The 25538-nt window shown below is 53.7% G+C and carries 21 protein-coding genes; 10 read left to right on the top strand and 11 right to left on the bottom strand.

Going from position 1 to position 25538, the window contains the following annotated elements; genetic code table 11:
- The 7 genes from FBQ85_06700 to rplM all read right to left on the bottom strand — a co-directional run.
- Window positions 1–1639, bottom strand: a 1639-nt coding sequence (locus FBQ85_06700) for a hypothetical protein (protein ID MDL1874844.1), incomplete at its 3' end; no start/stop codon positions are given.
- Window positions 1640–2250: 611 nt separating this feature from the next.
- Window positions 2251–2808: a ribosome recycling factor gene (locus FBQ85_06695; protein MDL1874843.1), complete on the bottom strand. Its 558-nt coding sequence runs from the start codon at window positions 2806–2808 to the stop codon at window positions 2251–2253.
- 33 nt (window positions 2809–2841) lie between these two features.
- The gene (locus FBQ85_06690) at window positions 2842–3612 is read right to left on the bottom strand and encodes a UMP kinase (protein MDL1874842.1); all 771 of its coding nucleotides are present in this window, start codon (window positions 3610–3612) and stop codon (window positions 2842–2844) included.
- A 95-nt stretch (window positions 3613–3707) separates the two neighbouring features.
- Complete coding sequence (gene tsf / locus FBQ85_06685) at window positions 3708–4301, bottom strand: translation elongation factor Ts (GenBank protein MDL1874841.1); 594 nt, start codon at window positions 4299–4301, stop codon at window positions 3708–3710.
- 94 nt (window positions 4302–4395) lie between these two features.
- On the bottom strand, window positions 4396–5181 hold the full coding sequence (gene rpsB / locus FBQ85_06680; protein MDL1874840.1) for a 30S ribosomal protein S2: 786 nt from the start codon (window positions 5179–5181) through the stop codon (window positions 4396–4398).
- A gap of 244 nt (window positions 5182–5425) precedes the next feature.
- Window positions 5426–5815, bottom strand: a complete 390-nt coding sequence (gene rpsI / locus FBQ85_06675) for a 30S ribosomal protein S9 (GenBank protein ID MDL1874839.1) — start codon at window positions 5813–5815, stop codon at window positions 5426–5428.
- A gap of 29 nt (window positions 5816–5844) precedes the next feature.
- Window positions 5845–6276, bottom strand: coding sequence for a 50S ribosomal protein L13 (rplM, locus tag FBQ85_06670; GenBank protein MDL1874838.1), 432 nt, complete (start codon window positions 6274–6276; stop codon window positions 5845–5847).
- A gap of 313 nt (window positions 6277–6589) precedes the next feature.
- Here rplM and FBQ85_06665 point away from each other — a divergent pair, with 313 nt between their 5' ends.
- Window positions 6590–9778: a hypothetical protein gene (locus tag FBQ85_06665; protein MDL1874837.1), complete on the top strand. Its 3189-nt coding sequence runs from the start codon at window positions 6590–6592 to the stop codon at window positions 9776–9778.
- Between the two features lie 306 nt (window positions 9779–10084).
- On the top strand, window positions 10085–12745 hold the full coding sequence (locus FBQ85_06660) for a T9SS type A sorting domain-containing protein (protein MDL1874836.1): 2661 nt from the start codon (window positions 10085–10087) through the stop codon (window positions 12743–12745).
- Window positions 12746–13131: 386 nt separating this feature from the next.
- On the opposite strand, the gene FBQ85_06655 is transcribed toward FBQ85_06660, so the two are convergent.
- Window positions 13132–13350, bottom strand: coding sequence for a TIR domain-containing protein (locus tag FBQ85_06655; GenBank protein MDL1874835.1), 219 nt, complete (start codon window positions 13348–13350; stop codon window positions 13132–13134).
- Between the two features lie 238 nt (window positions 13351–13588).
- On the opposite strand from FBQ85_06655, the gene FBQ85_06650 reads away from it, so the two are divergent.
- From FBQ85_06650 to FBQ85_06620, 7 genes are all read left to right on the top strand, one after another.
- Window positions 13589–13963, top strand: a complete 375-nt coding sequence (locus tag FBQ85_06650) for a nuclear transport factor 2 family protein (protein MDL1874834.1) — start codon at window positions 13589–13591, stop codon at window positions 13961–13963.
- A gap of 82 nt (window positions 13964–14045) precedes the next feature.
- On the top strand, window positions 14046–16436 hold the full coding sequence (locus FBQ85_06645) for a TonB-dependent receptor (protein MDL1874833.1): 2391 nt from the start codon (window positions 14046–14048) through the stop codon (window positions 16434–16436).
- 239 nt (window positions 16437–16675) lie between these two features.
- Window positions 16676–17275: a hypothetical protein gene (locus FBQ85_06640; GenBank protein ID MDL1874832.1), complete on the top strand. Its 600-nt coding sequence runs from the start codon at window positions 16676–16678 to the stop codon at window positions 17273–17275.
- Window positions 17276–17391: 116 nt separating this feature from the next.
- On the top strand, window positions 17392–19716 hold the full coding sequence (locus FBQ85_06635) for a hypothetical protein (GenBank protein MDL1874831.1): 2325 nt from the start codon (window positions 17392–17394) through the stop codon (window positions 19714–19716).
- Between the two features lie 329 nt (window positions 19717–20045).
- The gene (locus FBQ85_06630) at window positions 20046–20780 is read left to right on the top strand and encodes a hypothetical protein (protein ID MDL1874830.1); all 735 of its coding nucleotides are present in this window, start codon (window positions 20046–20048) and stop codon (window positions 20778–20780) included.
- Window positions 20777–21313, top strand: coding sequence for a hypothetical protein (locus tag FBQ85_06625; GenBank protein ID MDL1874829.1), 537 nt, complete (start codon window positions 20777–20779; stop codon window positions 21311–21313). Before FBQ85_06630 ends, FBQ85_06625 begins: the two co-directional genes overlap by 4 nt.
- A 10-nt stretch (window positions 21314–21323) precedes the next feature.
- On the top strand, window positions 21324–21794 hold the full coding sequence (locus tag FBQ85_06620) for a hypothetical protein (protein ID MDL1874828.1): 471 nt from the start codon (window positions 21324–21326) through the stop codon (window positions 21792–21794).
- A gap of 191 nt (window positions 21795–21985) precedes the next feature.
- Here FBQ85_06620 and FBQ85_06615 read toward each other — a convergent pair whose 3' ends face one another.
- From FBQ85_06615 to FBQ85_06605, 3 genes are all read right to left on the bottom strand, one after another.
- Window positions 21986–22756, bottom strand: coding sequence for a type III pantothenate kinase (locus FBQ85_06615; protein MDL1874827.1), 771 nt, complete (start codon window positions 22754–22756; stop codon window positions 21986–21988).
- Window positions 22753–23586 (bottom strand): biotin--[acetyl-CoA-carboxylase] ligase, encoded by an 834-nt coding sequence (locus FBQ85_06610; protein MDL1874826.1) that lies wholly within the window; start codon window positions 23584–23586, stop codon window positions 22753–22755. Before FBQ85_06610 ends, FBQ85_06615 begins: the two co-directional genes overlap by 4 nt.
- A gap of 124 nt (window positions 23587–23710) precedes the next feature.
- Window positions 23711–24166 carry a DinB family protein gene (locus FBQ85_06605; protein MDL1874825.1) on the bottom strand — a complete coding sequence of 152 codons (456 nt, stop codon included), beginning with the start codon at window positions 24164–24166 and terminating at the stop codon, window positions 23711–23713.
- Between the two features lie 887 nt (window positions 24167–25053).
- Between FBQ85_06605 and FBQ85_06600 the strand changes: the two genes are divergently transcribed.
- Window positions 25054–25538 (top strand): AI-2E family transporter (locus FBQ85_06600; GenBank protein ID MDL1874824.1); only part of this gene is annotated, 485 nt, incomplete at its 3' end.

Genomic DNA, 25538 nt, shown 5'->3' with positions numbered 1-25538 from the left:
CCAGGGCATCGCGTGCGGTGATGGTGTTATCGCAATTGGCATCTGCGGCCAGCAGCTCGCATTGGAATTCCGGCAGATCGCAGCTTGGCGCCAGAATGCCGCCGTTGAGGAACGTTTCAAACGCGCAAAAGGCATCCCCCGCGGTGAGCTTTTTGTCGCTATTGACATCGCCATCATGATCGCAGGGCGCGCCGATAAAGTAGCTGCAGCAAACATTCAAACCCTCGAGATCGTCAACCAAATCTGTGATTTTGAGCGCACTCGAATCACCGGCATTGGCCGTGACGGCAAAACGCAACTTTAGCAATGCGCCTTCACTATTGGCGGGAACCGCGCTGGCGCCAAAGCCGGCGCAGACCAAGGTGCCGGGCTGCAATTCTCGCGCTGTGGCTGCCACGAATGAGGCGGTGAGATTGCCGGAGCTTGCGTCAACGAATTTGAGATGGTCCGGGTTGTAGCGCAAGCGGTGACCGAAGGCGGAAATGGCGCGGGGGTTTTGTTGCACGCGCACGTCAACCATCAGCGTGTCGCCGCGCTGTTCGCTGAGAATATCGCCGAGCTGGCCGCCTGTGGGCGCAAGATACAGCGAGGGCCCGGAACAATCTAACAAGTCACAGCCTTCATAGATCACGTGATTTTTGCATGCACTGATGCTGCTCAGATCATCGCGCAGCGCATCGATGGTCAGCAGGCTGCTGTCGCCGATGGCGCCATTTGCGTTAAAAAATAAACGAAACAACACGCCGTTTTGCCGCGCCGGAATGGCGACGTTATTCCCGCCTGAGCAAACCAGCGTTCCTGCGGCGTCCGACCTGCATTCGGCGGCGAAGAAGGTGGAGAGTAGCTCCCCGCGTTCCGCGCGCACAAAAGACAAGCGGGCAGCATCGTAATTGACATTGAAACCGAAAGCATCGACTGCCTGGGTCAAGTCGTTGAGGCGAACCTCGACTTCCACCAACTCGTCGGATTTGGTGAAGATGGGCGCATTGAACTCCGCGCCCGGCGCGGCAAAACCGATAGCCGGGCCGTCGCAGGCGCCCGGTTGCGGGTTCGAGCAAATCACAAAATTGCAGCAGCCGGCCATGCCTGTAAAGTCATCTTGTAAGTTGCTGACGGTGACAATCGTGGTGTCTGAAGTCGTTCCAGGCGGGCAAAGCGACATGAAGCAAAGTGTTGCCAGCACGCCGGAGCTGTTGGCGGGAATGCCCACGGTGTTGAATCCGAAGCAGGAGAGCATGCCGGGCTGCGGCTGGCTGCAATCTGCCGCAATGAAATTCTGCACCAGCGGCCCGCGTTGCGTGCTCAGCAATGTCAGGCGGGTGGGATCGAATTGCACGGTGTAACCGTAGGACAACACCACAAATGGATTTTGCTCGACGCGGATGTCAATGCAAACAATCTCGCCGGGTTTGGCGAGGATCGGTGCGCCGCGTTCGCCGCCTTGCGGCACCGGGAACACGGCTTCTTCCGGGCAATCGTTGGGATCGCACGCAGCATTTGCCGCGGCGGGCGTCGCATGCGGCTCGTGCCTGGCAAGCAGGGATTGCGATGAGGCCAGAAGCGCAACAAGCAGTGCGAAGAGGAAAAGAGAAAACGAAGCAGTGCAAGTGAGACCAGGGCGCAACGTAGCGGGTTGCATTGGCTCCTCCCTTACAGTTGAATGTTCTACTCCGAAACCATCCTGGTGGAACTGAACCTCCTGAATTCTCAGCCGATTTGTCGCAGAAATGTTTCAGACTGAAAAGAGTGTCTCGGAATGAGACTGAAGGTCTTTTCTAATTCTTTAAAAATCACGTTGTGTGTTCTTCTTATGCAAAAGCCAGGCCTTGTGATGATTGATTTGCTGCGGGGAGAGTCCGAAATCTGAAAGTCGTATGGAATTTTGGTGAACAAGATTTGCGCTTGCTCAGGCCGCCAACACACGCATTTTCAACTCGAATTCTATTTGCACAGAGATGAGTCTTCCGCCCGCAAGAGTGATGAAGCTCCAAGCGTTCGCCATTTTCACTATTGGAGGCTTTTCCTTAGCCACGGATGAACACGGGTTTTCACTAATTTTTTTGGGGTCTCAAGAATATCTGAAATCCGTGTAGATCAGTGCGAATCCGTGGCCAAAAATCTATTCTTGAAAAATGCCCGAAGGCGAATTGCCCATGCAAAAATAAAAAGCCTGTTTTAAAATATCTAAAACAGGCCTGCAAAAATAATGTATCGCTTTGCCGAGTCGTGCTGGTAAAGCGCGGCAGCACACTAAACTTCCATCACTTCGGCTTCTTTTTTCTTGAGAATGTCGTCGATTTTGGCGGCGTTGGCATCCGTCAATTTTTGCGCTTCTTTTTCAAGCTTTTTCTCGTCATCTTCCGAAATCGTGCCTTCTTTTTTTTCTTTTTTGAGATGCTCGATGGCGTCGCGCCGAACATTGCGCACCGCCACGCGGCCCTCTTCCGCCAGCTTGCGGCCCAGGCGAATCAAATCCTGGCGGCGTTCTTCATTCAGCGGCGGAATCGGCACGCGGATGAGATTGCCGTCGTTCTGCGGATTGAGGCCCAGATCGGCTTTCTGAATCGCCTTCTCGATCTCGCCGATGAGATTCTTTTCCCACGGTTGAATCGTGATCAGGCGCGGTTCCGGCGTATTGATGTTGGCAACCTTGCTGAGCGGAACCGCGGAGCCATAGTATGTTACCCGCACGCTGTCCAACAGCGCCGGAGAAGCCTTGCCTGTACGGATTTTGCTGAGTTCGGCGCGCGTGCTTTCCACGGCTTTTGCCATGCGCGCTTCCGCATCTTTAATGATTTTATGCGACATAATCGTCACCTATCCTTTCGAATCAAGATAAGTTCACGACTGATGTGAGGGGTTAGTTTGCGAAGTAACTGCCGCGCGAGAAACGGTTGTTCCGATGTTTTCGCCTAAAATGACGCGCTTGAGATTGCCCGGCTGCGTGAGGTTGAACACAATGATCGGCAGGTGATTATCCATGCAAAGCGTCACCGCCGTGATGTCCATGACTCGCAAACCGCGCTTGACGACTTCGAGGTGCGTGAGGTGATCGAATTTTTTGGCGTGGAGGTTGGTGACCGGGTCGGAGTCGTAAACGCCGTCGACTTTGGTGCCTTTGAGAATGGCATCCGCTTGAATTTCGATGGCGCGCAGCGAGGCTGCCGTATCCGTGGTGAAATAGGGGTTGCCGGTGCCGGCGGCGAAGATCACGACGCGCCCTTTTTCAAGATGGCGAATGGCGCGCCGGCGAATGAACGGCTCGGCGATTTGATCCATGCGGATGGCGGTTTGCACGCGCGTGAACACGCCGCGCCGCTCGAGAAAGTCTTGCAGCGCCAGGCCGTTGATTACGGTGGCCAGCATGCCCATGTTATCCGCCTGCACGCGGTCCATGTCGGCGGCGCTTTTCGAGAGTCCACGAAAAATATTACCGCCGCCCACCACGATTGCGATCTCCACGCCCAGCGCCTTGACGGATTCGATCTCCTGAGCAATGGCTTCGATCACTTGCAGATCAATGCCATAACCCTGCGCCCCCATCAACGCTTCGCCGCTGAGCTTCAACAAAACGCGTTTGAATGCCGGGCGTTCTTTCGTGACGGTAGACATAAATGCCGGTCGCGCAACTTCTCCTGATCGTATCGTTCTTAGAACACAAAGGCTCGGCTGCTGTTGCGGCCGAGCCTTGCTTTATATCGAAACGCCTATTCGCCGAGCTGGAAACGCACAAAGCGGCGAACGGTTATATTTTCACCGAGCTTGGCGATGACTTCGGCAATCACCTGGCTGATCGTGCGGTTGGGGTCCTTGATGAAACTTTGTTCGAGCAGAACATTGTCCTGATAAAATTTTTCAAGCTTGCCCTGCGCGATGCGATCGGCGACATTGGCCGGTTTGTTTTCGTTGGCTGCTTGCGAGCGATAGATTTCCATTTCCTTCTCGATCACCTCGGCCGGCATGTGTTCCCGCGCCACGACTTTGGGATTGGACGCCGCGATTTGCATCGCAATATCGCGCGCCAACACCTTGAAGGCGTCGGTTTTCGCGACAAAATCCGTCTCACAATTCACCTCGACCATCACGCCCAAGCGGCTGCCCGGATGAATGTAAGATTCGATCATGCCTTCGTTGGTCGCGCGGCCCATCTTCTTCTCGGCCGTCGCTGCGCCCTTTTTGCGCAACCATTCAATGGCTTTGGTGACATCGCCGCCGGTTTCCGCCAACGCATTTTTGCAATCCATAATGCCGGCGCCGGTTTGCTCGCGCAGTTGCTTGACGACTTCAGCAGATACTGCCATGCAAAAAACCTCCATTAAAATCTAAACCAACATATCTTCAAACTGCCGGAAATTTCATAACCAAGTTCCGCCGCCAGGCGGAACCAGGGCAAACTCAAGCTTCCACGCCTTCTTCTTCCTCGGCGAATTCGCGCTCATCCATGCGCTTTTTGAATTCTTCCTCGTCGCTGTCTTCTTCGGCGGCGATCAATTCTTTTTGCAGGCCGCTCTGAGATTCCACAATCGACTCGGACACGGCGCGCGTGATCAGGCTGATGGATTTAAAAGCATCGTCGTTGCCGGGAATCGGATACGCAATCGGAGTGGGATCGCAATTGGTGTCCACGATCGCCGCCACCGGGATGCCGAGCTTGTTGGCTTCAGCCACGGCAATGGCTTCTTTGCGCACATCGACGACAAACAGGGCACCGGGCAGGCGCGTCAGGTCACGAATACCGCCCAATACCTTTTCGAGCTTGTCGCGCTCGCGTTCCAACGATAGAATTTCTTTCTTGGTTATTTTATCGTAGGTGCCGTCGCTGCTCATTTTTTCGATATTTTTTAGACGCTTGATGCTTTTTTTGATGGTGCTAAAGTTGGTTAGCATGCCGCCCAGCCAGCGCTCGGTCACATAGAACATGTTGCAGCGCTCGGCCGCGTCTTTAATGATGTCTTTCGCCTGTTTCTTGGTGCCGACGAACAGAATCCGGTCGCCGCTGCGCACAATTTGCCCCAGCGCTTGCGTGGCGTGTTGCAAAGCCTCCAGACTCTTTTTTAGGTCGATGATGTGGATGCCGTTGCGTTCCATGAAGATGTACTTCTTCATTTTGGGATTCCAACGGCGGGTGAGGTGGCCGAAATGGGTGCCCGCGACCAGCAGATCTTGCAGCGTAACGCTCATTTGATGGAACTCCTTCTGTTAGGGTTGATATTTGTTCACGCTCAAGCGCTGAACAAATCCCGTCTCTTGGGCGCCTGCGCGTCATGGAGACGAGTCCGCCACCCGGCCGGCATCAGGCTCTTCTTTTCCAAGATGGAAACCCTTGAGCCTCAGCGCGGGTGTGAGTGATTGATATGAAAATAAAAAAGAATAGCCGATTGCGGCAAAACCCGCTTCGTTGCGAAGCTTGCCTGCCGGCCAAAAACTAACGCTTGGAGAATTGGAAACGCTTGCGCGCGCCTTTTTGGCCGTATTTCTTGCGCTCTTTCATGCGGGAATCGCGCGTGAGAAAACCGGCGACTTTGAGCGTTTTGCGATACTCGCCGGCTTGCAACAGCGCGCGGGCAATGCCCATGCGCAAAGCGCCGGCCTGGCCGGTCAGTCCGCCGCCGTCAACGTTCGCCACAATGTCGTATTTGCCGAACGTTTCCGTCGCGTGCAACGGCTGCTCGATGATCATCTTCAGCGTTTCGCGCTTAAAATAATCCAGCAGCGGCTTTTGATTGACGACGACTTTTCCTTCGCCGGGCGACATGCGCACGCGCGCTTGCGAGTGTTTACGCCGTCCCACGGTAACAAATGCTACGGTTTTCATGAACTCCTCGGTTCTGAATGCCACAACTTTTATTTAAGCTCTAGCGGTTCGGGTTTTTGTGCGGCGTGCGGATGCTGGTCGCCGGCATAGACTTTCATTTTGAGCAATTGCTGGTGGCCCAGGGTGTTGTGCGGCAGCATGCCTTTGACCGCGCGCTCGATCACCAACTCGGGTTTGCGTTTCAGCATGTCCACAAACAATTCCTTGCGCAAACCGCCGGGATAGCCGGTGAAATGCGTGTAGGTTTTCCATCCCGCTTTCTTGCCGGTGAGCATGACTTTATCGGCATTGATAACAACGACAAAATCGCCGACGTCGGTGTGCGGCGCAAATTGCGGCTTGTGCTTGCCGCGCAGAATGTGAGCGATCTGGCTGGCGAGCCGCCCCAGCACTTTGTCTTTGGCGTCAACGACGTACCATTTTCGCGTGATCTCGCCCTTGCCGGGCATATACGTCTTCAATTGTGACCTCGCTTTGCACTTCAATTTGGGTAAGATAAAATGACGACGTTTTTCACAACAGACGGGAATTATAGGAAATCCACCCCAAAGAGTCAAGCCATTTTTCAGGAGAATAAGGGGTTTAGAGAGGCAACGTGAGGTTTTTCTTGCAGTCTGCCGCAATAATCCTATTTTTATGCCGGGGTAAACATATCGACAACCAGCACATCTAGCTTCCCCTTGGCCAATTTACCGTTTCAAAGCACGGCATTCTTCATGGGCAGGGTTCTTGGCGCCGGATGATTTCACCTTTATTCGGGAAAGGTGTGTTATCATGTCGCGGGCGTTTAGAATTTTCGTATTGGGATTTGTGTCTCTGGCGGTAGGCGAGCGCGCAGCCGGCCAGAGTAATTTCACCTGGACGAACAAAACGATCGGCGGCGGAGGCTTTGGTATGGAAATTCGCTTCGATCCCTACAATATTTATCGACCAGTAGGAAACCCGCCGACTCTTTATCTGGCAACGGATGTGTCCGGACTTTATCGCTCGACCAATCTTGGTGTAAGCTGGCAGCCGGTTTGGTCTAGTAACCAGCTGATGGAGAACAATGCCATTGATCGGTTCGCCAAAAGCATTGCTTTTAATGGCAACGCCGGCGTGGTATTGATTGGAACACAAGAAGGGATTTATTGCTGGACCGAATCAACTCAGGAATGGGGGTTGGTGTCAGACATGCCGGATCGCAACGATTTGCAGGGACTGGGCTTGAATATGGTTGATGCTCTCGGAGACCCCGATGACGGGCTTTACCCGGAGATCGGCATTATTCGCGAATGCCCGAGCAACACCAGCTATTTTCTGGCAGGCATCGGCGATGTGCGCTACAAGGTTAGCCATGGTAAAACTGTTGGCGCAACGGATATAACACCCAACGGCTTGAGCGCATTGCTCAGAAGCGTAAACGGCGGCTCGGTTTGGCAAGTGCTCAAGCTGCCGGATGATTCGCCCGACGAAACTGTTTATGACATCGACTATGTCACAGACGCGAACGGCGATATACACGCCTTCGTTTCAACCGGATGGACGAAGCGAACGAGCGGCGCTGCCGCAGAGGACGATACGTATGAATACGGCGGAGGCATCTACTATAGCGGCAATGTTTTCGCCTCCAATACTTTGAGCAATCCTTCGCTGGTTTCCTGGAAGAAAATATCCGCTGACGGGGCCACGTATGGCGGGCAGTCTTATCCTCTTACAAATGTTGTCAGTTTGGTGCTGCTAACAACCAGCAGCGTTAATCCACCGCCTCTTGACGATAATATTCTAGCATTCGCCTCCCGATGCATTCAAGACAATGTTCCGGAGATCATCTCCCCCAAAGGCGGAATGTTTCGGACTGTGTTCAAGCTTGAGAAATTCAGCGACCCTTCGAACCCGAATTATCAGCCCCAATGGCGAATTCGACACAAGGAAGAGAGAACCGGCAGGCTAGGCGTGAAACCCAAAAGCACACGCACGAATTTCGAGCTTTATCTTGGCAAAAACCAGGGAGAGGGAATTTCTCTGTGCGTGACGCAACCCGCGGATATTCCGCCGGAAGGAACCAACGACCCCGTCGCGTTCCAGAATATTCTTGACAACTCACCCGGCAATGAGGACAATGACGATGGCTATCGCGGGAAAATTATATTGCCAAATGGGAACATCGTGACCGAGCTCAAATTCGGCAGTTTTGATTTCAATCCCGAGGATTTGCGGCCGCACCCGGCGGTGTTCGGCTGCTGGGGCGGCGGGCCGGTGATGACCGAAGGGCACTCGGACCCGGATTACCGAAAGATTCGAACGTATCAGCAGATTTTCACCGATAAGATCAATGGCACCTACCGCAGCCGCGGCATGGACGAGTTGTTTTTTGACAGTGGAACGCCCGTTTTTCATCCGAACAATTCGAACATTATCATGATCGGCTGCACGGATAATCCCATCCTTCGCAGCGAGAACGGCGGAGAAAGCTGGTCACACATTCGCTTGCGCAATCCCGGCGACTGGTTTGGCGGCAAGCAACATCACGTCTATCACATTGCCTTTCATCCGCAGAATGCCAATACCGTTCTCGTTTCCGGCGGATCGGCCAATCATCACCCGCAGAACCCTGGGCGAGGGGCGCTTTTCGCGAATGTGAATGGAGGGGTGGGAGATGGCATAACCAATTGGCAGATGATCGGCGGCAATACGGATGATTCTCAGCCAAATAATGAAAGCATGTGGACCAATGGCTTGCCGATTGCTGAAATGCAATCGTTTGTTTTCGATGTCAAAGAAGATCGAAGAGGCGTATTCGTCGCTGCCAGAAACCATGGCCTTTATTACGGCAGAATCAACAGCGACGGCACGATAGACGCCGGTTTCAACGGCGGCAAATTTGCGAAGATTATCGATCCCGAGCTGGATGCGATAATACCCTATGCGACGACCGGTGGGCATCACTACTATTCGCGTATCCTGTTTGACCCTGCTAACCAGGATCATCTTTACGTTGCACGGCACTATCCTTCTGGCGGAGTTTTTCGATTAATTTTGAAGAGTGATCGCACTAGCCTCAACCCGGCAGATTGTGTTGAGCAGGTGGATGAGGTGATTAAGGGACGATTCAATGGCGCGACCGCTGAAACCGATGTCGATACCTCCAAAACCGCAGAGGTGATCAATCTCTTGGTCACCCCGACTCACGTCTTTGCCGGTGTGACATGCGGACACCAGGCGGATGATGCCAACGGGAAAAACTACAGCGGAGGGCTGATTCGATGGGCAAAGAACGCAATCCCGACTGATTACCATTGGAAAATAGGCGGGCCAACGGCAATCGGACCTTCAAGTAAAACCATTGCCATTGGCGGCTTGGCGCAAGATCCCCTGGATGCGAATACCATTCTGACGGTGACCTACAGATTCAGGTTGCGAGCTGACCGACACACTTCCAACAGCAAATATCGCGGCGAAGAGAACCACAAGCTTATGAACATCTGGCAGAGCACGGACGGAGGCGCAACCTTTTTCCTACTTGCCAACAGCGCGACACAGCATAAGTGGCCCGATGCCGTGACCATGGCCTTTTTCCCAAACGATCCCAATAGAATCATCATGCCAACGCATGGCAATGGTGTCTGGATTGGAACTTATAATGGTCCACCGCGCAAAGTGGCCCTACCGGCGGATTCTGCTCAGAACGATTCTCGTTTGCCCAGGCGTTTTGCCCTGCATCACAATTATCCCAATCCGTTCAATCCATTGACCACAATCAGGTTCGATTTGCCACAGCAAACTCACGTGACCTTGACCATCTACGACGTGCTGGGTCGTCGCGTGCGAACGATCGTAGATCAGCCAATGAAAGCCGGTTATTATGTTAGAATTTGGGATGGTCGGGATGACCAAGGTGTTGCCGTAACTTCCAGTGTTTATTTCTACCGTCTACATGCGCGCGAGTTCGACAAGGTTCGCAAGATGGCAATCGTAAGATGATATCGAGTTGCAGCAATCTCTTTTTTGGCGCTGCCTGATTGAAAGCACAGAGCCTCCGGAACTGCTGGCACCGGTGTATAGAATTTCGATCCACTCAATAGGGAGGAGGCGAAACTAAACCGCCTTCTCCCTTTTTCTTCCAGGAGTTTCGGTCGAAAACGAAATTGAAGTGGCCCTCAAAGTTGCATAAACGGCTGGGGAAACTCGCTTGATTTTTCTTCAGAATGAGCTGAGTGAAAGTATAATATCAATTGAACCGCTGAACAGCTTACCCCGCTTTGATACTCAACTGACCCGAATAGGACTATGCTCATGCGCCAGGATGATTTCAGAGGCCAATCAATTCCTCTGCATTTTTGTAGCCCGGCTCATTGTGCTCGAATTCTTATCATTGCTCTAATGCTGTTGCTCTCCGCTTTTGGTTATACTCAGGAAGCTGGTTTTATCTCCTTTATTTCCGATACCGATGTGGACAATGCTGTCATCTGCTCCGCAGATGGCAGGAATGTCTATGTCTGTGGTGTCAACAGTATCGCTGTTTTTCAACGCCGTGACGATATTGACACACTCGAGGCCATTCAGGTTCACAACAATGATCATCAAGGCGTGCGCGACGTTCACAATGTCACGGATCTCGCCCTTGCACCCGATGGTCGCTATCTGTACGGCGTCTGTCAAAACCAGCAAACCTTACTGCTTTTCGCCAGAGATACGACCACTGGCAAGATCGCACTGAAGCAAGTAATACAAGATAGTGTCTTTGGCCGGCAGCGTGGCGCCGTGCCCTTTGTAGAGCGCAATCACAAGCTTTTGGTTTCACCTGATGGCCAACATCTTTATTGGTTTTACAGTGGCATTGGCCTTGTATCAACCTTTGCTCGTGATGTTGAAAGCGGCGAGATCGAAAAAGTGCAGGTCTTGAGGAACGGTGCGCCCGAGTTGGGCGGCTTTAATGTGCCGGCGTGGATCGCAATTTCGTCGGATGGAAAACACCTCTACGGAGGCGGAAACAACGGAACCAAAATGGTCATCTTTGGCCGCAATTTGAACTCTGGAAAAATCACTTACCAAGACCTTTATGACACAGGACCAACCCCAGATGGTAGGTGGGAACGCGGCAGCATAACGGCTTCCCCTGACGGCGTGAATATATATGTCATTAATTTGTCTGTTGGCAAGTTGTTCGTCTTTGCCCGGAATGAAGTTCATGGTGAGTTAGAAAGTCGACAGACAATCAATCATAATAGCCCAGAAAATTTGGTCACTTCGCCAGACGGTTCACATATTTATTTTATCCATTACGACAACGCCAGTTATTTTGCCTTGTACCAAAGGGATGACAGCACTGACCAGCTTGCGGTAGTGGATGATCATCTGCTCAAGATCGACTACTACCTCTCCGATCAACCCTCGCGCATTTGCATATCGCCCAATGGGGACGCCATTTATATGATCGATGGTCAAAGCCGGCATTCGGTATTCAAAAGGGATACCTCTACAGGAGTATTGTTGCTGGCCCAACAATTTAAAAATAATATCGGCGGCACGGACCGGCTGCATGGTTCCCGCACGGTCGCCGTCTCGCCCGAAGGCAAATTCCTTTACGTCGCTGCTAATGATGGCCGTGAGGATATCGGCATCAGCGTGTTCTCTCGTGATCAAGCGAATGGCCAAATCACGTTGTCTGAAATTTACCCCTTGGATTATTTCGGCACAATTGTGTTGCCTGCTGATGGCAAGCATTTGTACGTGACCAAAGCTGAAAACCTGCCCCTCGAAGTTTTTGCGCGCGATGAGCAAAGCGGCAGCTTGCGCCGCCAAGAGCCGCAAGGCGATAGCTCGGGCGCTTCATTCGTTCATCCAGCGTTGTTTTCGGCGAACGGGAAGCATCTTTATGCCAATTCGCTTTGGGATATGACGGTATTCCAGCGCGAGCCGATGAACGGGCAACTCACGCGCGTGCAACGGATCAATTGCCAGGATTATGATTTGGGCGAGGTCTTCGGCCTTGCCATTTCCCCGGACGACTCGTTTCTGTATCGCTACAGCTTCGATCTTCCCATAGAAGGTTTTCAAATTGCAACCTTTGCGCGCGACCCGGCCTCCGGACAACTGCGCTTTTTGCACAAGATCGAGAACGGTTATCTGCCGGGATTTTACCTCGGCCCGGTGCCGCCGCCCGCCTCTACCATCATCATCTCCCCTGATGGCCGGCATGTTTATGTGGCGGCTACTGAGCCCCACATCAATGCTTATTACGATGCTACGCTGTGCGCCTACAGTCGAAATCCGGCAACGGGCGAATTGACCTTTGTGCAAGCGTTCAGGTTTGGCGATTGGTGGGAAATGCGCGATTTGGGCATTTCCCTTGACGGCAGCGCAGTCTATGCATTGATGAGCAGCGGAGGTTCTTCGAGCGAATTGGCGATTCTGGATCGCGACACCGATAGCGGACGTCTCACCGTGAACAAACGTTTTGAAAGCTGGAAGGAGGGCGTCTATGGCATGTTTTCCAGTTGGGATTTGACGCTTTCGCCCGATGGCAGGTTCATTTATATCGCGGATACTGGTGGGCTTGCCACTTTCGCCACCGGGCGTAATACGACAAGCATCGCAGAGAAGCTTGACAACCTCGTCGCCTTGCCGCAAACGCTTCAGCTCGAACAGAATTACCCAAATCCTTTTTCAGCTTTCTCCACTTCTGCCACATTGGGCACATCAACCACCACGATTCGCTACGAGATTCCTGCTGCTCCCAAACAAGCCGTGCCGGTGGAATTGGCGATTTACAACCTGCAGGGCCAGCTTGTGTACACGCTGGTAAACGAGCTAAAAATAGGTGGGCGCTACTCGGCTGCTTGGAATGCCTTCGATGCGCACGGTAAGCCTGTTCCGTCAGGACTCTATTTTTACCGCCTCAAATCCGGCGATTCGATCATTACCAGACGGCTCCTGCTTATCAAATAACCCTCTCCCCCAACTTGCTCGTTGACTTTTAGTGCAATTCTCCTCGCTTCCCACCGCATCAAACGCAATCATCGAACCGCCGCCTTCAATCCCCAAGCGGGAAAACATTCATGAAACGATTTCACCTCAATTTTATTTACCTTTTTCTGTTGGCAGGGTTGAGGCAAGGTATCGCGCAACACCATCATCTGCGCCAGGCGCCGGTGACGAGTGCCTGCGAAGATCGCTGGGGCAATATGTGGCTGGGCACCTGGGGCCTGGGCGAGTTGTTCATCGATGTCAAGCTGGGCCAGGCGCGGCCCAGCAGCTTCGGCTTGGCGAGCCAGCGTGTCGATCCGGTGCTGTTTGATGAGGAAGTCTGTAGATCGGCGTGGTGCGCAACAGCATCATATGACACTCGCAAGGTATTCCGGCGAGAGCACAAGCAGGCTGAAGCCAGAGGCGTCTTGCTCGGCATCCCTCTGCGCTGTCACGTCTTTGCCGGCGCGAAAACGCTCGACGTCGATGCGCACTTCCGTGCCGCCGGCTTGCAGGCAGGGCTTCAGGCGCTGCCAGACCCATTCGCCTTGGTGATGGGAATAGCTGATGAAAACGGTTTTGGCCATTTGGTGTGCCCCCGATTGTATTCGATAGATCAATTCAGCTTATCGGTATACTCTGACGTCGTCATAGCCTTCTCCGAGTCAATTGAACACGAGTTTCTCATGCGCGCTCGAACATTGTGAAGCGCCAGTTTAGTCGCAAGAGGATTTCCCCGCTCGCATGAAATCCAACCCCTCCCCTTCATCGTATCTGTAAAGTACAATCGCCAAGTCCCCGTAACCCATCTACTCGAGGAAAATCATGGCCAATCATCTTGACACCATATCCGCCATTTATGCGGCGTTTGGCAAGGGCGACATTCCGGACATCATCCAGCATTTGTCCGACAACGTGCAGTGGGAGGTGTGGGCGGACAACTCCGCGCAAAAGGCCGGGGTGCCGTGGCTGCAAGCGCGCTCGGGCAAGGCCGGCGCCTTGCATTTCTTCGAAATCATTGGTACGTTCAAAATCAGGGAGTTTCAAGTGCTGTCGCTGCTGGCCGGCGGCAATCAAGTCGCGGCTGAGATTGTCATTGAATTCGAAGCCCCGGGCACCGGCGCCATTTGCCGCGATGAGGAGATGCACTTGTGGACGATTGATGATTGCGGAGTGACGATTGCAGCTTGCGGAATTTGACGGTTCTCAGTCTGGCTATCGTGCGAACCGAAACCAGCAACCAATAACCAGTATCCAGCATCAAGTATCAAGGAGGAAATGCATGCGTGTTTTTCGGCGGTTGTTTCATCTGGCAATGATTTGTGGTCTGGTCGGTTTCATCCCCATCGAGAGTTCGGCGCAGGAAACCGGTGCGATCAAAGGCATCGTGAAGGACGCTGAAACCGGAGAGGGTCTCGCGGAAGTGAATGTTGTGCTCAGCGGCACAGGCCGCGGCGCGAACACTGCCGCGGATGGCAGCTTTGGCATTACGCGCTTGAAGCCCGGCGATTATGAACTTCTCGTGAGCTTGCTCGGTTACGCGATGCTTCGCCAGCGCCTTGTTGTGACGGCTGGACGCGAGACGACTCTCGCCCTCGAGCTGCAGCAGAAGCCGCTCGATCTCAGCGAAATTCTGGTGCAGGCCGATCGGCCGTATTCCGCTGCCTCGTCGCGCGCGGTGCGCGAATTCGATCTGCGCGTGCGGCCGAATCGTTCCGCGCAAGAGCTGCTGCAAACCGCGCCCGGCTTGATCATTGCGCAACACGCGGGCGGCGGCAAGGCCGAGCAAATCTTTCTGCGCGGCTTTGATGCGGATCACGGCACCGACGTCAATATCTCGGTGGACGGCATGCCGGTGAACATGGTGTCGCACGGCCACGGCCAGGGTTATGCTGATTTGCACTTCATCATCCCCGAGGTGATCGATGCCCTGGAAGTTTACAAAGGCCCCTACTTTGCGGAGTTCGGCGATCTCGCCACTGCCGGCGCGGTGGTCATGCGCACGCGCGATCATATCGAATCCAATGTGGTGCGGCTCGAAGGCGGCCAGTTTGAAACGTATCGCCTGACCACGCTTTATCAAATTCCCAGCGCCGGCATTCACAACAACGCCTACCTCGCCGGGCAGTTTTACGGCACCGACGGTCCGGTTGATAGTCCCCAGGGCTTTCGTCGCGTCAATCTTTTTGGAAAATTTCACACCCACTTGAACGAGACTTCCAAGCTGTCGCTCGATATCAGCGGCTTCAGCTCGGCGTGGGATGCTTCCGGGCAGATTCCGCAGCGCGCCGTGAATGCAGGATTGATCGATCGCTTCGGCTCGCTCGACGATCTCGAAGGCGGCACCACCGGCCGGCAGAATCTCAATCTCGCTTACGAAGCGCACGGCGAGGGCAACAGTGAGTTTCAAATTCGCGCCTACTCCGCGCGTTACAATTTCAAGCTGTTTTCGAATTTCACCTTCTTCCTGAATGATCCGGTCAACGGCGACATGATCGAGCAAACTGACAGCCGCACGCTGCTCGGTTTGAACAGCCGATATCGTTTTCATCATGACGTTGGCGGATTTCTTGCGACCGCGACGCTGGGCGGCGGCTATCGCAGCGATGACATTGCAGTCGCGCTGTGGCGCAGTCCGAACCGCGTGCGCCAACAGGCCTTGGTGATTTCCGACATTTTTCAGCGCAATCTTTATCTGTCGGCTCAGGAGAAACTGGTGTTCAGTCCAAAGCTGCGCTTGCAGCTTGGTCTGCGTGGCGATTATTTCACCTACGACGTCGAGGATCATCTCGAAGGCATGCCGTCCGCTTTGCCGCATGCCTCGGGCTTCGCGCAAAAGACAATTCTGAGTCCCAAGGCCAATCTCGTGGTCAGCCCGGCTCATGCGTTTGATGTTTTTGTGAATTTCGGCGCCGGATTTCATTCGAATGATGCACGTGACGTGGTTATTGCCAGGCGCGTCAGCGATTCCAGGCGACGATTTCAGCAACAAGGTTTGAGCGAGGAAGAGATTTCCTCACGACTAGCAGCGGCCAATCTCGATCCCGCCATTCGCGATGATGAAACGCTCCCACGCGCCACCGGCGGGGAGATCGGATTTCGCCTGCGCCTGGGCAATCGCGCCAATTTCGGCGCGGCGGCCTGGGGCCTCAATCTCGAGCGCGAGTTCGTGTACATTGGCGACGAAGGCACCACCGAGTTGAGCGGCCGCACGCAGCGCTATGGCCTCGATCTCGAAGCCCGCTTTGGGCTAACCTCCTGGCTTTATGCCGATGCCGACGTCAATTTCTCGCGCGGCAAATTGCGCGACGAGCCGGCTGATGCGAATGAAATTCCATTGGCCCCGCGTTTGACTTCCACCGGCGGCCTCACCGTGAAGCATCCCTCCGGCATGGAGGGCAGTTTGCGCTATCGCCACATTGGCGACCGCCCCGCCAATGAAGCCAACACCGTCACCGCACTCGGCCACACCGTGTTCGATCTCACTGCCGGCTACCGCTTCGGCAGCGTCCAGCTTCATTTGATTTTGGAAAACCTCACCGACGCCGAATGGAACGAAGCGCAATTCGACACGGAATCGCGGCTGCGCAATGAAAGCGAGCCGGTGTCCGAGCTGCATTTCACGCCCGGGAATCCCCGGAACGTGCGGGTGGGGTTGAGTTATTTCTTTTGAGAGGAGACCCTTTTGACCTGAGGATTTCCTGAACCTATAATTGCTGTCTCTCGCGAGGCAGTCTTTCGTATTGAAGCCAGGAGTTGATCTTGCGATCACTCCTGGCTTTTTTGTTTGGCGCGGCATGAAGTGGCGGCGCAGTTGGCGAAAATTCCATGAGAAAGAGTTCCCGCGCCGGTGTCTTTGAGATAAAGCCAATATCAATGCTTGCGTTGCTCATTCTCGGTTCCGGAGAACCAATGACACCAACTTTCAAAAACCTGTCATGGCAGGAACTCTTAAACGCCGGCGCTTTATTTCTGGCGTTAATGGCATTCGCCCTGCTGTTGGCCGAACAGACGGAGCGGGTTCTGTTCTACAAAATTCTTTACACCGCCCGCACCACCATGATTCTGTTCACGCCGGCCATGTGCCTGTATGTGCTGCCGCAGCAATCGCAGAAAAAGCAGAACTACTGGCTGCTCTTTTGGACGTTCAGCTTTCTATCGTATGCCATTCACATTTACTACTCTTTTTTTGTTTTCTTTCACGGCAGTCTCGCGGAGTTTTTTGCTGACCAGGGCATCGCGGTGGCTACGATCAATCTGTTCATCACCATTTGGTGGGCCTTCGAAATCGTGGCCGTGTGGACGCTGTCTTCCCCCGCCAAGTGGCTGCGCCTACAGCGCGCCGCAATTCAAATTATCATTGCTGTGACATTTTTCGCGTCGACCGTTATTCTGCACGGCGTGGACAACAAAGAACCGTTTGTCATTGTGTTGGGCGCGCTGCAAGCCGCCGCGATTCTGGCGTGTGTCGCAATTCGCATAACCGCACGCAAACGGCAATTCGCACTTTGAGCAGACGTCTCTTGATTTTTATCCGGCACGTTGTATTCAGCATGCCAAGCCGCCGTGCTGAGTGCAAGCTTGCATACTTTAATCTCACGCTTCATCAATCACCAAAAGGAGTGCATATGAAGTTCCACCGGAGGATCATTCTCATTGTCGCATGCGCGCTGTTGTCCCTGTTTTTGCTGGGTTGCCCGCCTTCACCATTCGATTGGGGCAACCACGATGTTCTGCGCGACGAGTTGCCGGGACCAACGATCCCGAAATACAACGGACAAGAAATTCCCTATGATGAATATATGAAATGGGTGGCATGGGGCGAGGAGTGGTTTCGCAACGAAACATTCGGCAATGAACGGCTGCTCACCGACGTGACCGGCTTTCTCAACGGCACAGTGGAAGTGCCGGATTCAGGCGGCTGGCGCAAAGAGAGCTTCTTCAAGTTTTTTGTTGAGGCCATCGATGCGCTTGACAGTGTGCGCGGCAATCTCTACAACGGCAACGGCGGCGGGTACACGCATGATTTGGTCGTGACGTTTCCTGCCGGCAGCAAGCTGCACGGCGGTCTGCCTCTGCCGGAACGGCTGCACACCGGTTTGGATGTCGAAGCCAGCGCCACATGGCCGGTGGGCATCGTTGCGGTTCCGGCGCCAGCGCAAGACGAGAAGTTGCCGTATCTACTCGACCCTAATCTCTATGCCGCAGGCGAGCGTGGCGTTGGCACTGCGCCGCCGGAGAAATATCGCGTTGGCATGTCGTGCGCGATTTGCCACTATTCCCTTGATGTCGATTGGGATGGCCGCACCGATCTCCAATCCGCGCGCTTGGGCGTTGCCACACCCGGCACGCCGTTCAAGCCGGAAGATGCGTGGGCGGTTGGCAATCAAGACTTGCACCTCGGTTGGGTTTTCATTTCGGCTTCCAATCCGATAGCCGCGTTGTTCGCTTCCGGCCGGCCGGGGCAAAAAACGCCCGCCGAGGCCAAGGCCTGGATGGAGGAGATTCTGCGCAATTATGAGAGCCGGCCACAGGAAGTCACGAGCGAGATTGTGCGCGGCGTACAGATGATGCCGCGTGGCTACTTTGACGACACGCCGGATGCGATTCACAATCCCTTGCAATATCCGGCGCTCTTCACCCGCCGGAACTGGCCGTTCAACTACGACGGCGTGATGTTGAATGCCTCCGACCGCAACAACAACGTGTGGACGATTTCGTTCGATCCCTCGCAACTCGTGGGCCTGTGCAAGGATCGCGGCGGCAAAACCTCCAAACTGCTTTTTTGGATGAAGCCCGGGATCTTTTCGGTGTTGTCCTCGACACAATATGCCGATTTGATCACACATTATTCCCCCGCGGTGGCGCATGATTCCACGCAGAAACAAAAACTGCGTGACGACATTCTCGGCATCAGCGACGGCATGCCCGGCGTGTTGGACAACGACGCCGTGGTACTGATCGACGATATTCCCGCAGTCGTACCCAAAGAAGTTCTGGAGCATCCCGATAACAAAACCCATCGCCGGGTGCGCAAAGCCGGCGAGTTTGGAGCAGACGGCGGCCAGCGCAGCCAGATGACGGGCATGCTGGGAACGCGCGTGATCACGCCGCGCCATGTGCGCGAGCAATATCCCGTCGAGCAGTTAGCCGCGACCTACGGCCTCAATGCCGACGAATTTGTTTCCGAGGCCGTGAGCTTGATGCTGGATTGGGTGCAACCTCCCACCAATCACACCGCGTTGCTGGCCAATGCCCGCAGCGCCGGCCTGGTGGAAAAGGGCTATGAAGTTTTCAAAGCGCAGGGTTGCGCGCAGTGTCATGCCGGCCCGTTCTTCACGAACAACAAGATCATTCCGCTGCACGAGATCGGCACGAACAGCGCACGCGCCTTGGCGACCGAGCCGCTGCAAACGTTCATCGCGCCGGAGTATGATCCTGCCACCGGCAAAGCCATCGCCAGGGGCTTCTGGGGTTTTCTGGGAAAGTTCTTCGGCAGCAAGCAAAAGTACGGTTACAAAGTCGTCACGCTGCGCTATCTCTGGGGCACTGCGCCGTATCTGCATGACGGCGGGGTGGCGGTGGCGCTTGATCCTCAAGCTGCGCCGGCGGGCGACGACTTGCAAGCGTTATTGCAACGTGACGCTGCAGAAAAAGTCTATGGCGCCGGTCAAATTCTTGCTTATCGCGAAGCGCATCCCGAGTCTTACTTTCGCCCCAATGCAGCGCTGAGTTTGCAAGCGATTTTACTGCAATCCGAGCGGGAGAAAGTGATTGCGGCGAACAAAGAAAAGGTTTATCCGGTGCCGGGCAGCACGGCGCGCGTGGCGATGGAGGACATGAATGTGCAGGGCATTGGTCACGAGTATTGGATTCAAGATCAACCTGGCGGCGATAATATCACGGCGCTGATCGCCTTCCTGCTCGCGCTGGACGACAAACCGGGAGAATAGGCGTTGACCTTATAAATTTTGGCATCCCTGTTCGGCGAGGTTTAGCCACGGCTTTGCCGTGGCTTGACCACGAACAAGTGGTTGAAATCAGCGCGTGTCGCTTCAATTCTGCATGATACCCGCGCCATGAAGCTGGCGGCATTGTAGCAGAGGCATTGATATAACACTTTGTCGTTAGGTTGAGATATGATCTTTCGCTGAGCGCAATGTGGCCGGAGATAATGGATGGTTACCGCGAGAACATGAGATGAACTTGTGCATGTCAAGCGCAGTTTAATAAAACGACACGGGTTCCCTTCCCTCTTCTGTCAAAGCGCTAAGGAGTTCATATGAAAAAGCTCCGATTCATTTCTGCATTCATGTTGTTCAGCATTGTGACCTCCGCCTGGGCGCAAGCCCCTGGTACTGCTGCTGCAACATTTCTACTCATTCAGCCTTCTCTGCGCGCCAACGGCATGGGCGGCACATCCGTTTCCTCCGTGGAAAATGATGCTCTTGGCATCGCCTTCAATCCTGCGCGATTGGGTGTTTGGGCTAATGAGAGTTTTTTCATAGCGGAATTTTATCCCGCCAAAAGCGACTGGTTGGCGGGCTTGGCCTCGGATATTTTTTATGACGCCAAGACGTTTGTCGCGGGCTATAATCTCAAAAAACTCGATCATCGCATTCCCGTGAGCCTGGGCGTTGGCTATACACACGTCAATCTTGATCTCGGCGAAATCGCCGTTACTGGCCCGGATGATCCCACGACACCAATTGGCGTATTGCATATCGTTGAGAGGGCCAAGCTCTGGACTCTCGGGCTGGGCTTCGATTATTGGATCAAAGCTGGATTCGGGTGGAATTTCGAAAGTATTGAGTCGGGTCTAGTCCCCGCCATAATTGAAAATCAGGTTTATCCTGCCTCGACCAATATCAAAGCGCATGATTTTGGCGTGGTTTTGTATGCCCCCGGCGAGGAAATCATTGCGCGTCTCACCGGCAAGACACTGGAGCTTCGTGCGAGATCGCGCACAGTTTTCGGGCTGGGTTTGGGCTACTCAAAAGCAATATCGGCAGCATGATAAGCCATATTGATATCGCCCAACCGGACCCTCTGCCGCGCACCGCGAGAGTGGGATTGAGCTTGAACGCAGGGCTGGCGAGCACGCGCCACGGCCGCCCGTGGCGTCTCGTCTCGCTCGAGCATCAGTTTGAAGCTGAGCAGTTGCTCGTGCGCAGGGTTGATCGCCACAGCGTCACGTTTGCCCATTTCCTGGGCGACATTAAATTCTTCAAGAACGTGATCCTGCGGCAGGAGAATTCCAAAATCATTGCCAAAATCGGCTGGGAATTAGGGGCCAATGAGTTCGCTTTTCTCCGTTATGGCCATTACAAAGATCCGCTCGGCCGGGTCGATTATAGAACCTTTGGCGCGAGCATCAGTTCTTATGGTTTGCTCAATGCTATCTTTCAGCCCACACCGCGCAGCCCAATCTGGATGCGCTGGTTGACGGAACACATCGATGTACGCTATGATTACAGTAGTTATGATTTTGAAGAGGGCCATCCGTTGTCGCGAACGGATTTTCACGGGATGCGGATACGATTGTTCTGAGGAGAACATGATGACTGAAACATACTCATCGTTGCTGACCGGTTTGGTTTCCGGCGCCATCACCGCAGTGATTACCTACTTTGTCACACTGTCGAAAGCGCGGCTGGAGTTGACCATTGAATATGACAAGGACCTGCGCAAGAGCCGGCTGGAGGCTTATCAAAAATTGTGGAAGATCATGAAGCCGTTGGCGCGCTATTCAGCCGAGAGGCCACTTACCCATCAAATTGTAAAACAAACCTCGGAAGCGATGCGGGATTGGTATTTCGATGCCGGCGGCATCTTCTTGTCGCGCGCCAGCCGCGCGCCGTATTTCGCCTTCAAACAAGAAATGCAGGCGATCATCGACGATTCCGACTTGCAGGATGCAACGGACGCGCCGCTGGCAAAGGAATTGATTCACACGCTGCACGAAAGAGGAACATTGCTGCGCGCGAGTCTGTCTGATGATATTGGCACGAGAAAAGGCCCGTTTGTTTAAACGGAATGGCGCTGTGTCCCGCGAAGGAATGCCATTTAAACAACGTACCCATTTCCAGCAACCGCTAATGAACGCGAATGTACGCTAATATATTTCTAATTCGCGTTTGTTAGCGGTTTGAGATATGGGAAAGTTGTTTGATTCTGATTCCCAAGATCGAGCGACTCAGAAAACGGTTTTTTGCAAATTCGTCACCGCGGGGCACAGCGCTCAAAAATAATTCCCAAACCCTCCAGTGTCAAATCCGGCTCGACGCGCTCAACGGTGTCAAGGTAAGGTAGGAACACATTCGCCAACCCGCCAGTGGCGACAATGCGCGTGTCCTCGCCTAGCTCGCGTTTGATGCGGCGATTGAGGCCGTCGATCAACTCCACGCCGCCGAACATCAATCCCGCTTGAATACTCGTCTCTGTCGTCTTCCCGATGACGCTTGAGGGAAATTCTAACTCGACGCGCGGCAGTTTGGCCGACACATGATGTAAAATAGTTGCCGTGGTTTCGGGTCCCGGCGCAATGATGCCGCCGAGATACTCCGCATTCTTGGTCACCACGTCGAAAGTTGTGCCCGTGCCAAAATCCACCACCACCAACGGCCCGCCGAATTTATCATAACCCGCCACGGCATTGCAGATGCGATCCGCGCCCACTTGCCTGGGATTCTCATACAGTATTTTGATGCCGGTATCCAAATCCGAAGACACATTCACGAAAGGAACGCGCAAGCGTTGTTGAAGCATGCGCTCGAAAACCGGCGTGAGATGGGGCACTACCGAGCTGAGCGCACAGCCTTGCATTTGATCGAGGCGGAAGCCCTCCGATTCCAGCATCATCTTCAACATGATCCAGATTTCATCGCTGGTGTGGGCGTTTTTGCTGTGCAGCCGCCACCGGGCTTTAAGCTGGCGCTGCTCCAGCAAGCCCAGCGTGATATTGGTGTTGCCGATGTCGATCACCAGAATCATGCCGCCTCCCGCGCCAGCGTAATCTCGCCTGCCGAAAAAAATTGCGAGGTGCCGTTGGACAGGCGCAAAATCAATTCGCCGCCGTCGCCGACGCCCTCGAACACGCCTGTGGTCATGCGCTTTAATTTTTCTTTTGTGCCCAGCGTCACCGTCAAATGCTGGCCGAAATCATAACAGTGGCTGCACCATGCGGCTTTGAGCAGCGCCAGTTTGCTGCGCAAATTGCCAAAAAGATCCCGCTCGAGCAGAGTGAGCAAATCGATCAACAAGTGCTGGCGGTCAACAAACTTGCCGCAGGCTTGCGCCAGCGAAGTCGCACGTGATCGCAGCGCCGGCGCAAACTCTTGTTCGGTTTGCAAAACGTTCACCCCCACGCCGGCAATAACGGCTTCGATTTCATCCTGCACGATTTGAGTTTCGCATAAAATGCCGCAAACCTTCTTGCCGTTGAACATTACATCATTAGGCCATTTGACGTGAAACCCCTCGCCGCCGATTTTTGCAAACGCTTCTGCCGCCACAGCAGCAATCGCCAATGAGATAATGCCGATATTCTCCGGCGCAAGTTGCGGCCGCAGTAGAGTGGAAAACCAAAGGCCTTTGCCCGGCGGCGATTGCCAGGGACGTTGCAGGCGCCCGCGCCCGGCAGTTTGTTCATCCGCCAAAACCACGGTGCCGGTGGCCGCGCCGCGCCGCGCAATGCGTTTGAGGAAGTCGTTCGTCGAAGTAATGCGATTAAAAATGACGAGATTTTTTCCCACAATCCGCGTCGGCAGCAGGGCTTGCACAGCCTCCGGCTGCCAAAATAGCGTTTCAGTACGACGGCTCATATGAATTTGATCGTGACGTTAAGCACCAGGCAATTCTTGGGTTTCGCCGTCAGCGGGCTGCCGTGACGAATACGAGAGTACAAAAACAAATCTTCAGACTCAAGTATAAATTCCTGGCGCAGCTTCATGCTTTCTTCAATAAGGCAATCTGGCCGGCGTGATACAAATCATGTTGAATCACGCCGTGCAACATGAAATAAATCGAATAAGGCTCGCCTGGAACGCGCTCGCTCAAGCGCGCCTCCGTCAGCTCTGAAATGGCCTGCCGCAGTTCGTGCTGGCCGCGCTCCAAGGCTGCCAATGTATTTTGCCAGGCGGCCTCGCTGGTGTCAGTCACTGCCGGCCATTCGTCCTCAAGACGCGCTTTGAAAACCTCGCCCGCGAGTCGCCGGCGCAAACCGTTTTCCCAGAAAGCGATGTGCTGCACGATTTCCCAAATGCTGTGCGCGTTGGGCAAAGGTTTTGCCGCAGCTTGAACTGCCGTAACGCCGGCGAGCACTTCCTTCACCGATGGGCCATGCCAGGCCTCGCCTTCGTACGCACGTTTGAGTTGATCGAGAATGCGGTTGATTTCAGACATGATTTTCTCCGATGATTTGTTTGTGATTCTTTTCTGCTTTTACCGCCTCGCGTTGCTATCTGATGAATAAGCGTTCTTGCTCTGTTGCCTCTGAAAGCGATGGGAATTTGTTTTCTACCTGAATTTTGCACGGTATTTGTTCTCACCTCCGCCTGCGATTGAAATCGCGGGCTAAAAGTTTAAGTCGGCTCAAGCCGACTTTTCACCCGTGAGGCGGAGGTGAGCAAAAAAATATGCAAAATTCAGGTTCTACGCGGGCCAAGCTTGTCGAAGCCAGGTCACATTTCGACAAGCTCGCGGTGTAGTTTGGCCGGGTTCCCTCACCGTTTGAATCTTTTGCGAGAGTGTTCTCAATCAACCCCGGTGAATTACTGTCTTTATCAACCCAAGCCAGCACTCGCTTTTTCAAACCTCGTGGTTTTCGTGCATTGTGGCTCAGGAGGAATCAGATAAAAGAACGCCATCTAAATAACCTACCCATTTCCTGGAACCGCTAGTTAACGTGAATGCACGCGAATCAATTTCTAATTCGCTTTTATTCACGGTTTGAGATGCGAAAGTTATTTAATTCTGATTCCAAAAGTGGGATCGAACTGCTGAGGTTTGGCATTTAACTCGACAAGAGTAGCCTAATTTTACCGGCTAAAATGTGACAAGTTAATTCACAATTATCAATAAACAAGTTAAGGCCAGGCAACCGCATCGCTGTGCTCGCGCGGTTGGTTCATAAAAACCTTGCTTTTCTGATGGGGTTCGAATATCATAGCGCGGATTAATTGCAATGCCAGGACTGATGAGCGGCTAATCGTCAACTGCCAATGAGTAATGATAAATCTTCGTGATTATAAAACATTTGGTCAAAAGCCTGTATCAAATTTTGAAATAGGATGAATATGCCCGCGGGTTCTTCCCCCAGTGCGGATGAACGCAAACTCGCATTTCGCAAACTGAAAGCCGAGAAATTCAGCCGCCATTTTTTGTTGATCGTGCTGGTCGCCACGATGGTGGTGTTTTACAACGTCGTCAGCATTTTCATTGTGCCCGTTCTGCTCGCCGCCGTATTTTCGGCGCTGTTTTTTCCTTTTTATGAGCGGCTGCTCGGCGTCTTCAAAGGCCGGCCCGGCATCAGCTCGCTGGCTTGTTGCGCCATTTTATTGCTAGGCCTGCTCATTCCGGTTTATGTGCTCGCGGCCATGGTGGCGCAGGAAGCCATTGCCTTTTTTCAGACGGCGCAAACCGAAATTCAAAGAATCATTGCGCAGGGCGAGACCAGCTTTTTTGGAAAATTCCTGGATTCCCCGCTGGCGCGCGCGCTGAATCTGGCGGAAATCGATTGGCATTCGTACTTGCAGGAGAGCGCCAAAACCCTGGG

This window comes from Cytophagia bacterium CHB2 (assembly GCA_030263535.1).
GTDB lineage: Bacteria > Zhuqueibacterota > Zhuqueibacteria > Zhuqueibacterales > Zhuqueibacteraceae > Coneutiohabitans.
This window is presented reverse-complemented; position numbering and strand designations above follow the sequence as displayed.

Bases quoted from the DNA above. Each gene is read 5' to 3' on its own strand.
- FBQ85_06695 (MDL1874843.1), bottom strand. From the start codon at position 2,808: ATGTCGCATAAAATCATTAAAGATGCGGAAGCGCGCATGGCAAAAGCC.
- FBQ85_06690 (MDL1874842.1), bottom strand. From the start codon at position 3,612: ATGTCTACCGTCACGAAAGAACGCCCGGCATTCAAACGCGTTTTGTTG.
- tsf (MDL1874841.1), bottom strand. From the start codon at position 4,301: ATGGCAGTATCTGCTGAAGTCGTCAAGCAACTGCGCGAGCAAACCGGC.
- rpsB (MDL1874840.1), bottom strand. From the start codon at position 5,181: ATGAGCGTTACGCTGCAAGATCTGCTGGTCGCGGGCACCCATTTCGGC.
- rpsI (MDL1874839.1), bottom strand. From the start codon at position 5,815: ATGAAAACCGTAGCATTTGTTACCGTGGGACGGCGTAAACACTCGCAA.
- FBQ85_06665 (MDL1874837.1), top strand. From the start codon at position 6,590: ATGTCGCGGGCGTTTAGAATTTTCGTATTGGGATTTGTGTCTCTGGCG.
- FBQ85_06660 (MDL1874836.1), top strand. From the start codon at position 10,085: ATGCTCATGCGCCAGGATGATTTCAGAGGCCAATCAATTCCTCTGCAT.
- FBQ85_06655 (MDL1874835.1), bottom strand. From the start codon at position 13,350: ATGGCCAAAACCGTTTTCATCAGCTATTCCCATCACCAAGGCGAATGG.
- FBQ85_06650 (MDL1874834.1), top strand. From the start codon at position 13,589: ATGGCCAATCATCTTGACACCATATCCGCCATTTATGCGGCGTTTGGC.
- FBQ85_06645 (MDL1874833.1), top strand. From the start codon at position 14,046: ATGCGTGTTTTTCGGCGGTTGTTTCATCTGGCAATGATTTGTGGTCTG.
- FBQ85_06640 (MDL1874832.1), top strand. From the start codon at position 16,676: ATGACACCAACTTTCAAAAACCTGTCATGGCAGGAACTCTTAAACGCC.
- FBQ85_06635 (MDL1874831.1), top strand. From the start codon at position 17,392: ATGAAGTTCCACCGGAGGATCATTCTCATTGTCGCATGCGCGCTGTTG.
- FBQ85_06630 (MDL1874830.1), top strand. From the start codon at position 20,046: ATGAAAAAGCTCCGATTCATTTCTGCATTCATGTTGTTCAGCATTGTG.
- FBQ85_06625 (MDL1874829.1), top strand. From the start codon at position 20,777: ATGATAAGCCATATTGATATCGCCCAACCGGACCCTCTGCCGCGCACC.
- FBQ85_06620 (MDL1874828.1), top strand. From the start codon at position 21,324: ATGACTGAAACATACTCATCGTTGCTGACCGGTTTGGTTTCCGGCGCC.
- FBQ85_06615 (MDL1874827.1), bottom strand. From the start codon at position 22,756: ATGATTCTGGTGATCGACATCGGCAACACCAATATCACGCTGGGCTTG.
- FBQ85_06610 (MDL1874826.1), bottom strand. From the start codon at position 23,586: ATGAGCCGTCGTACTGAAACGCTATTTTGGCAGCCGGAGGCTGTGCAA.
- FBQ85_06605 (MDL1874825.1), bottom strand. From the start codon at position 24,166: ATGTCTGAAATCAACCGCATTCTCGATCAACTCAAACGTGCGTACGAA.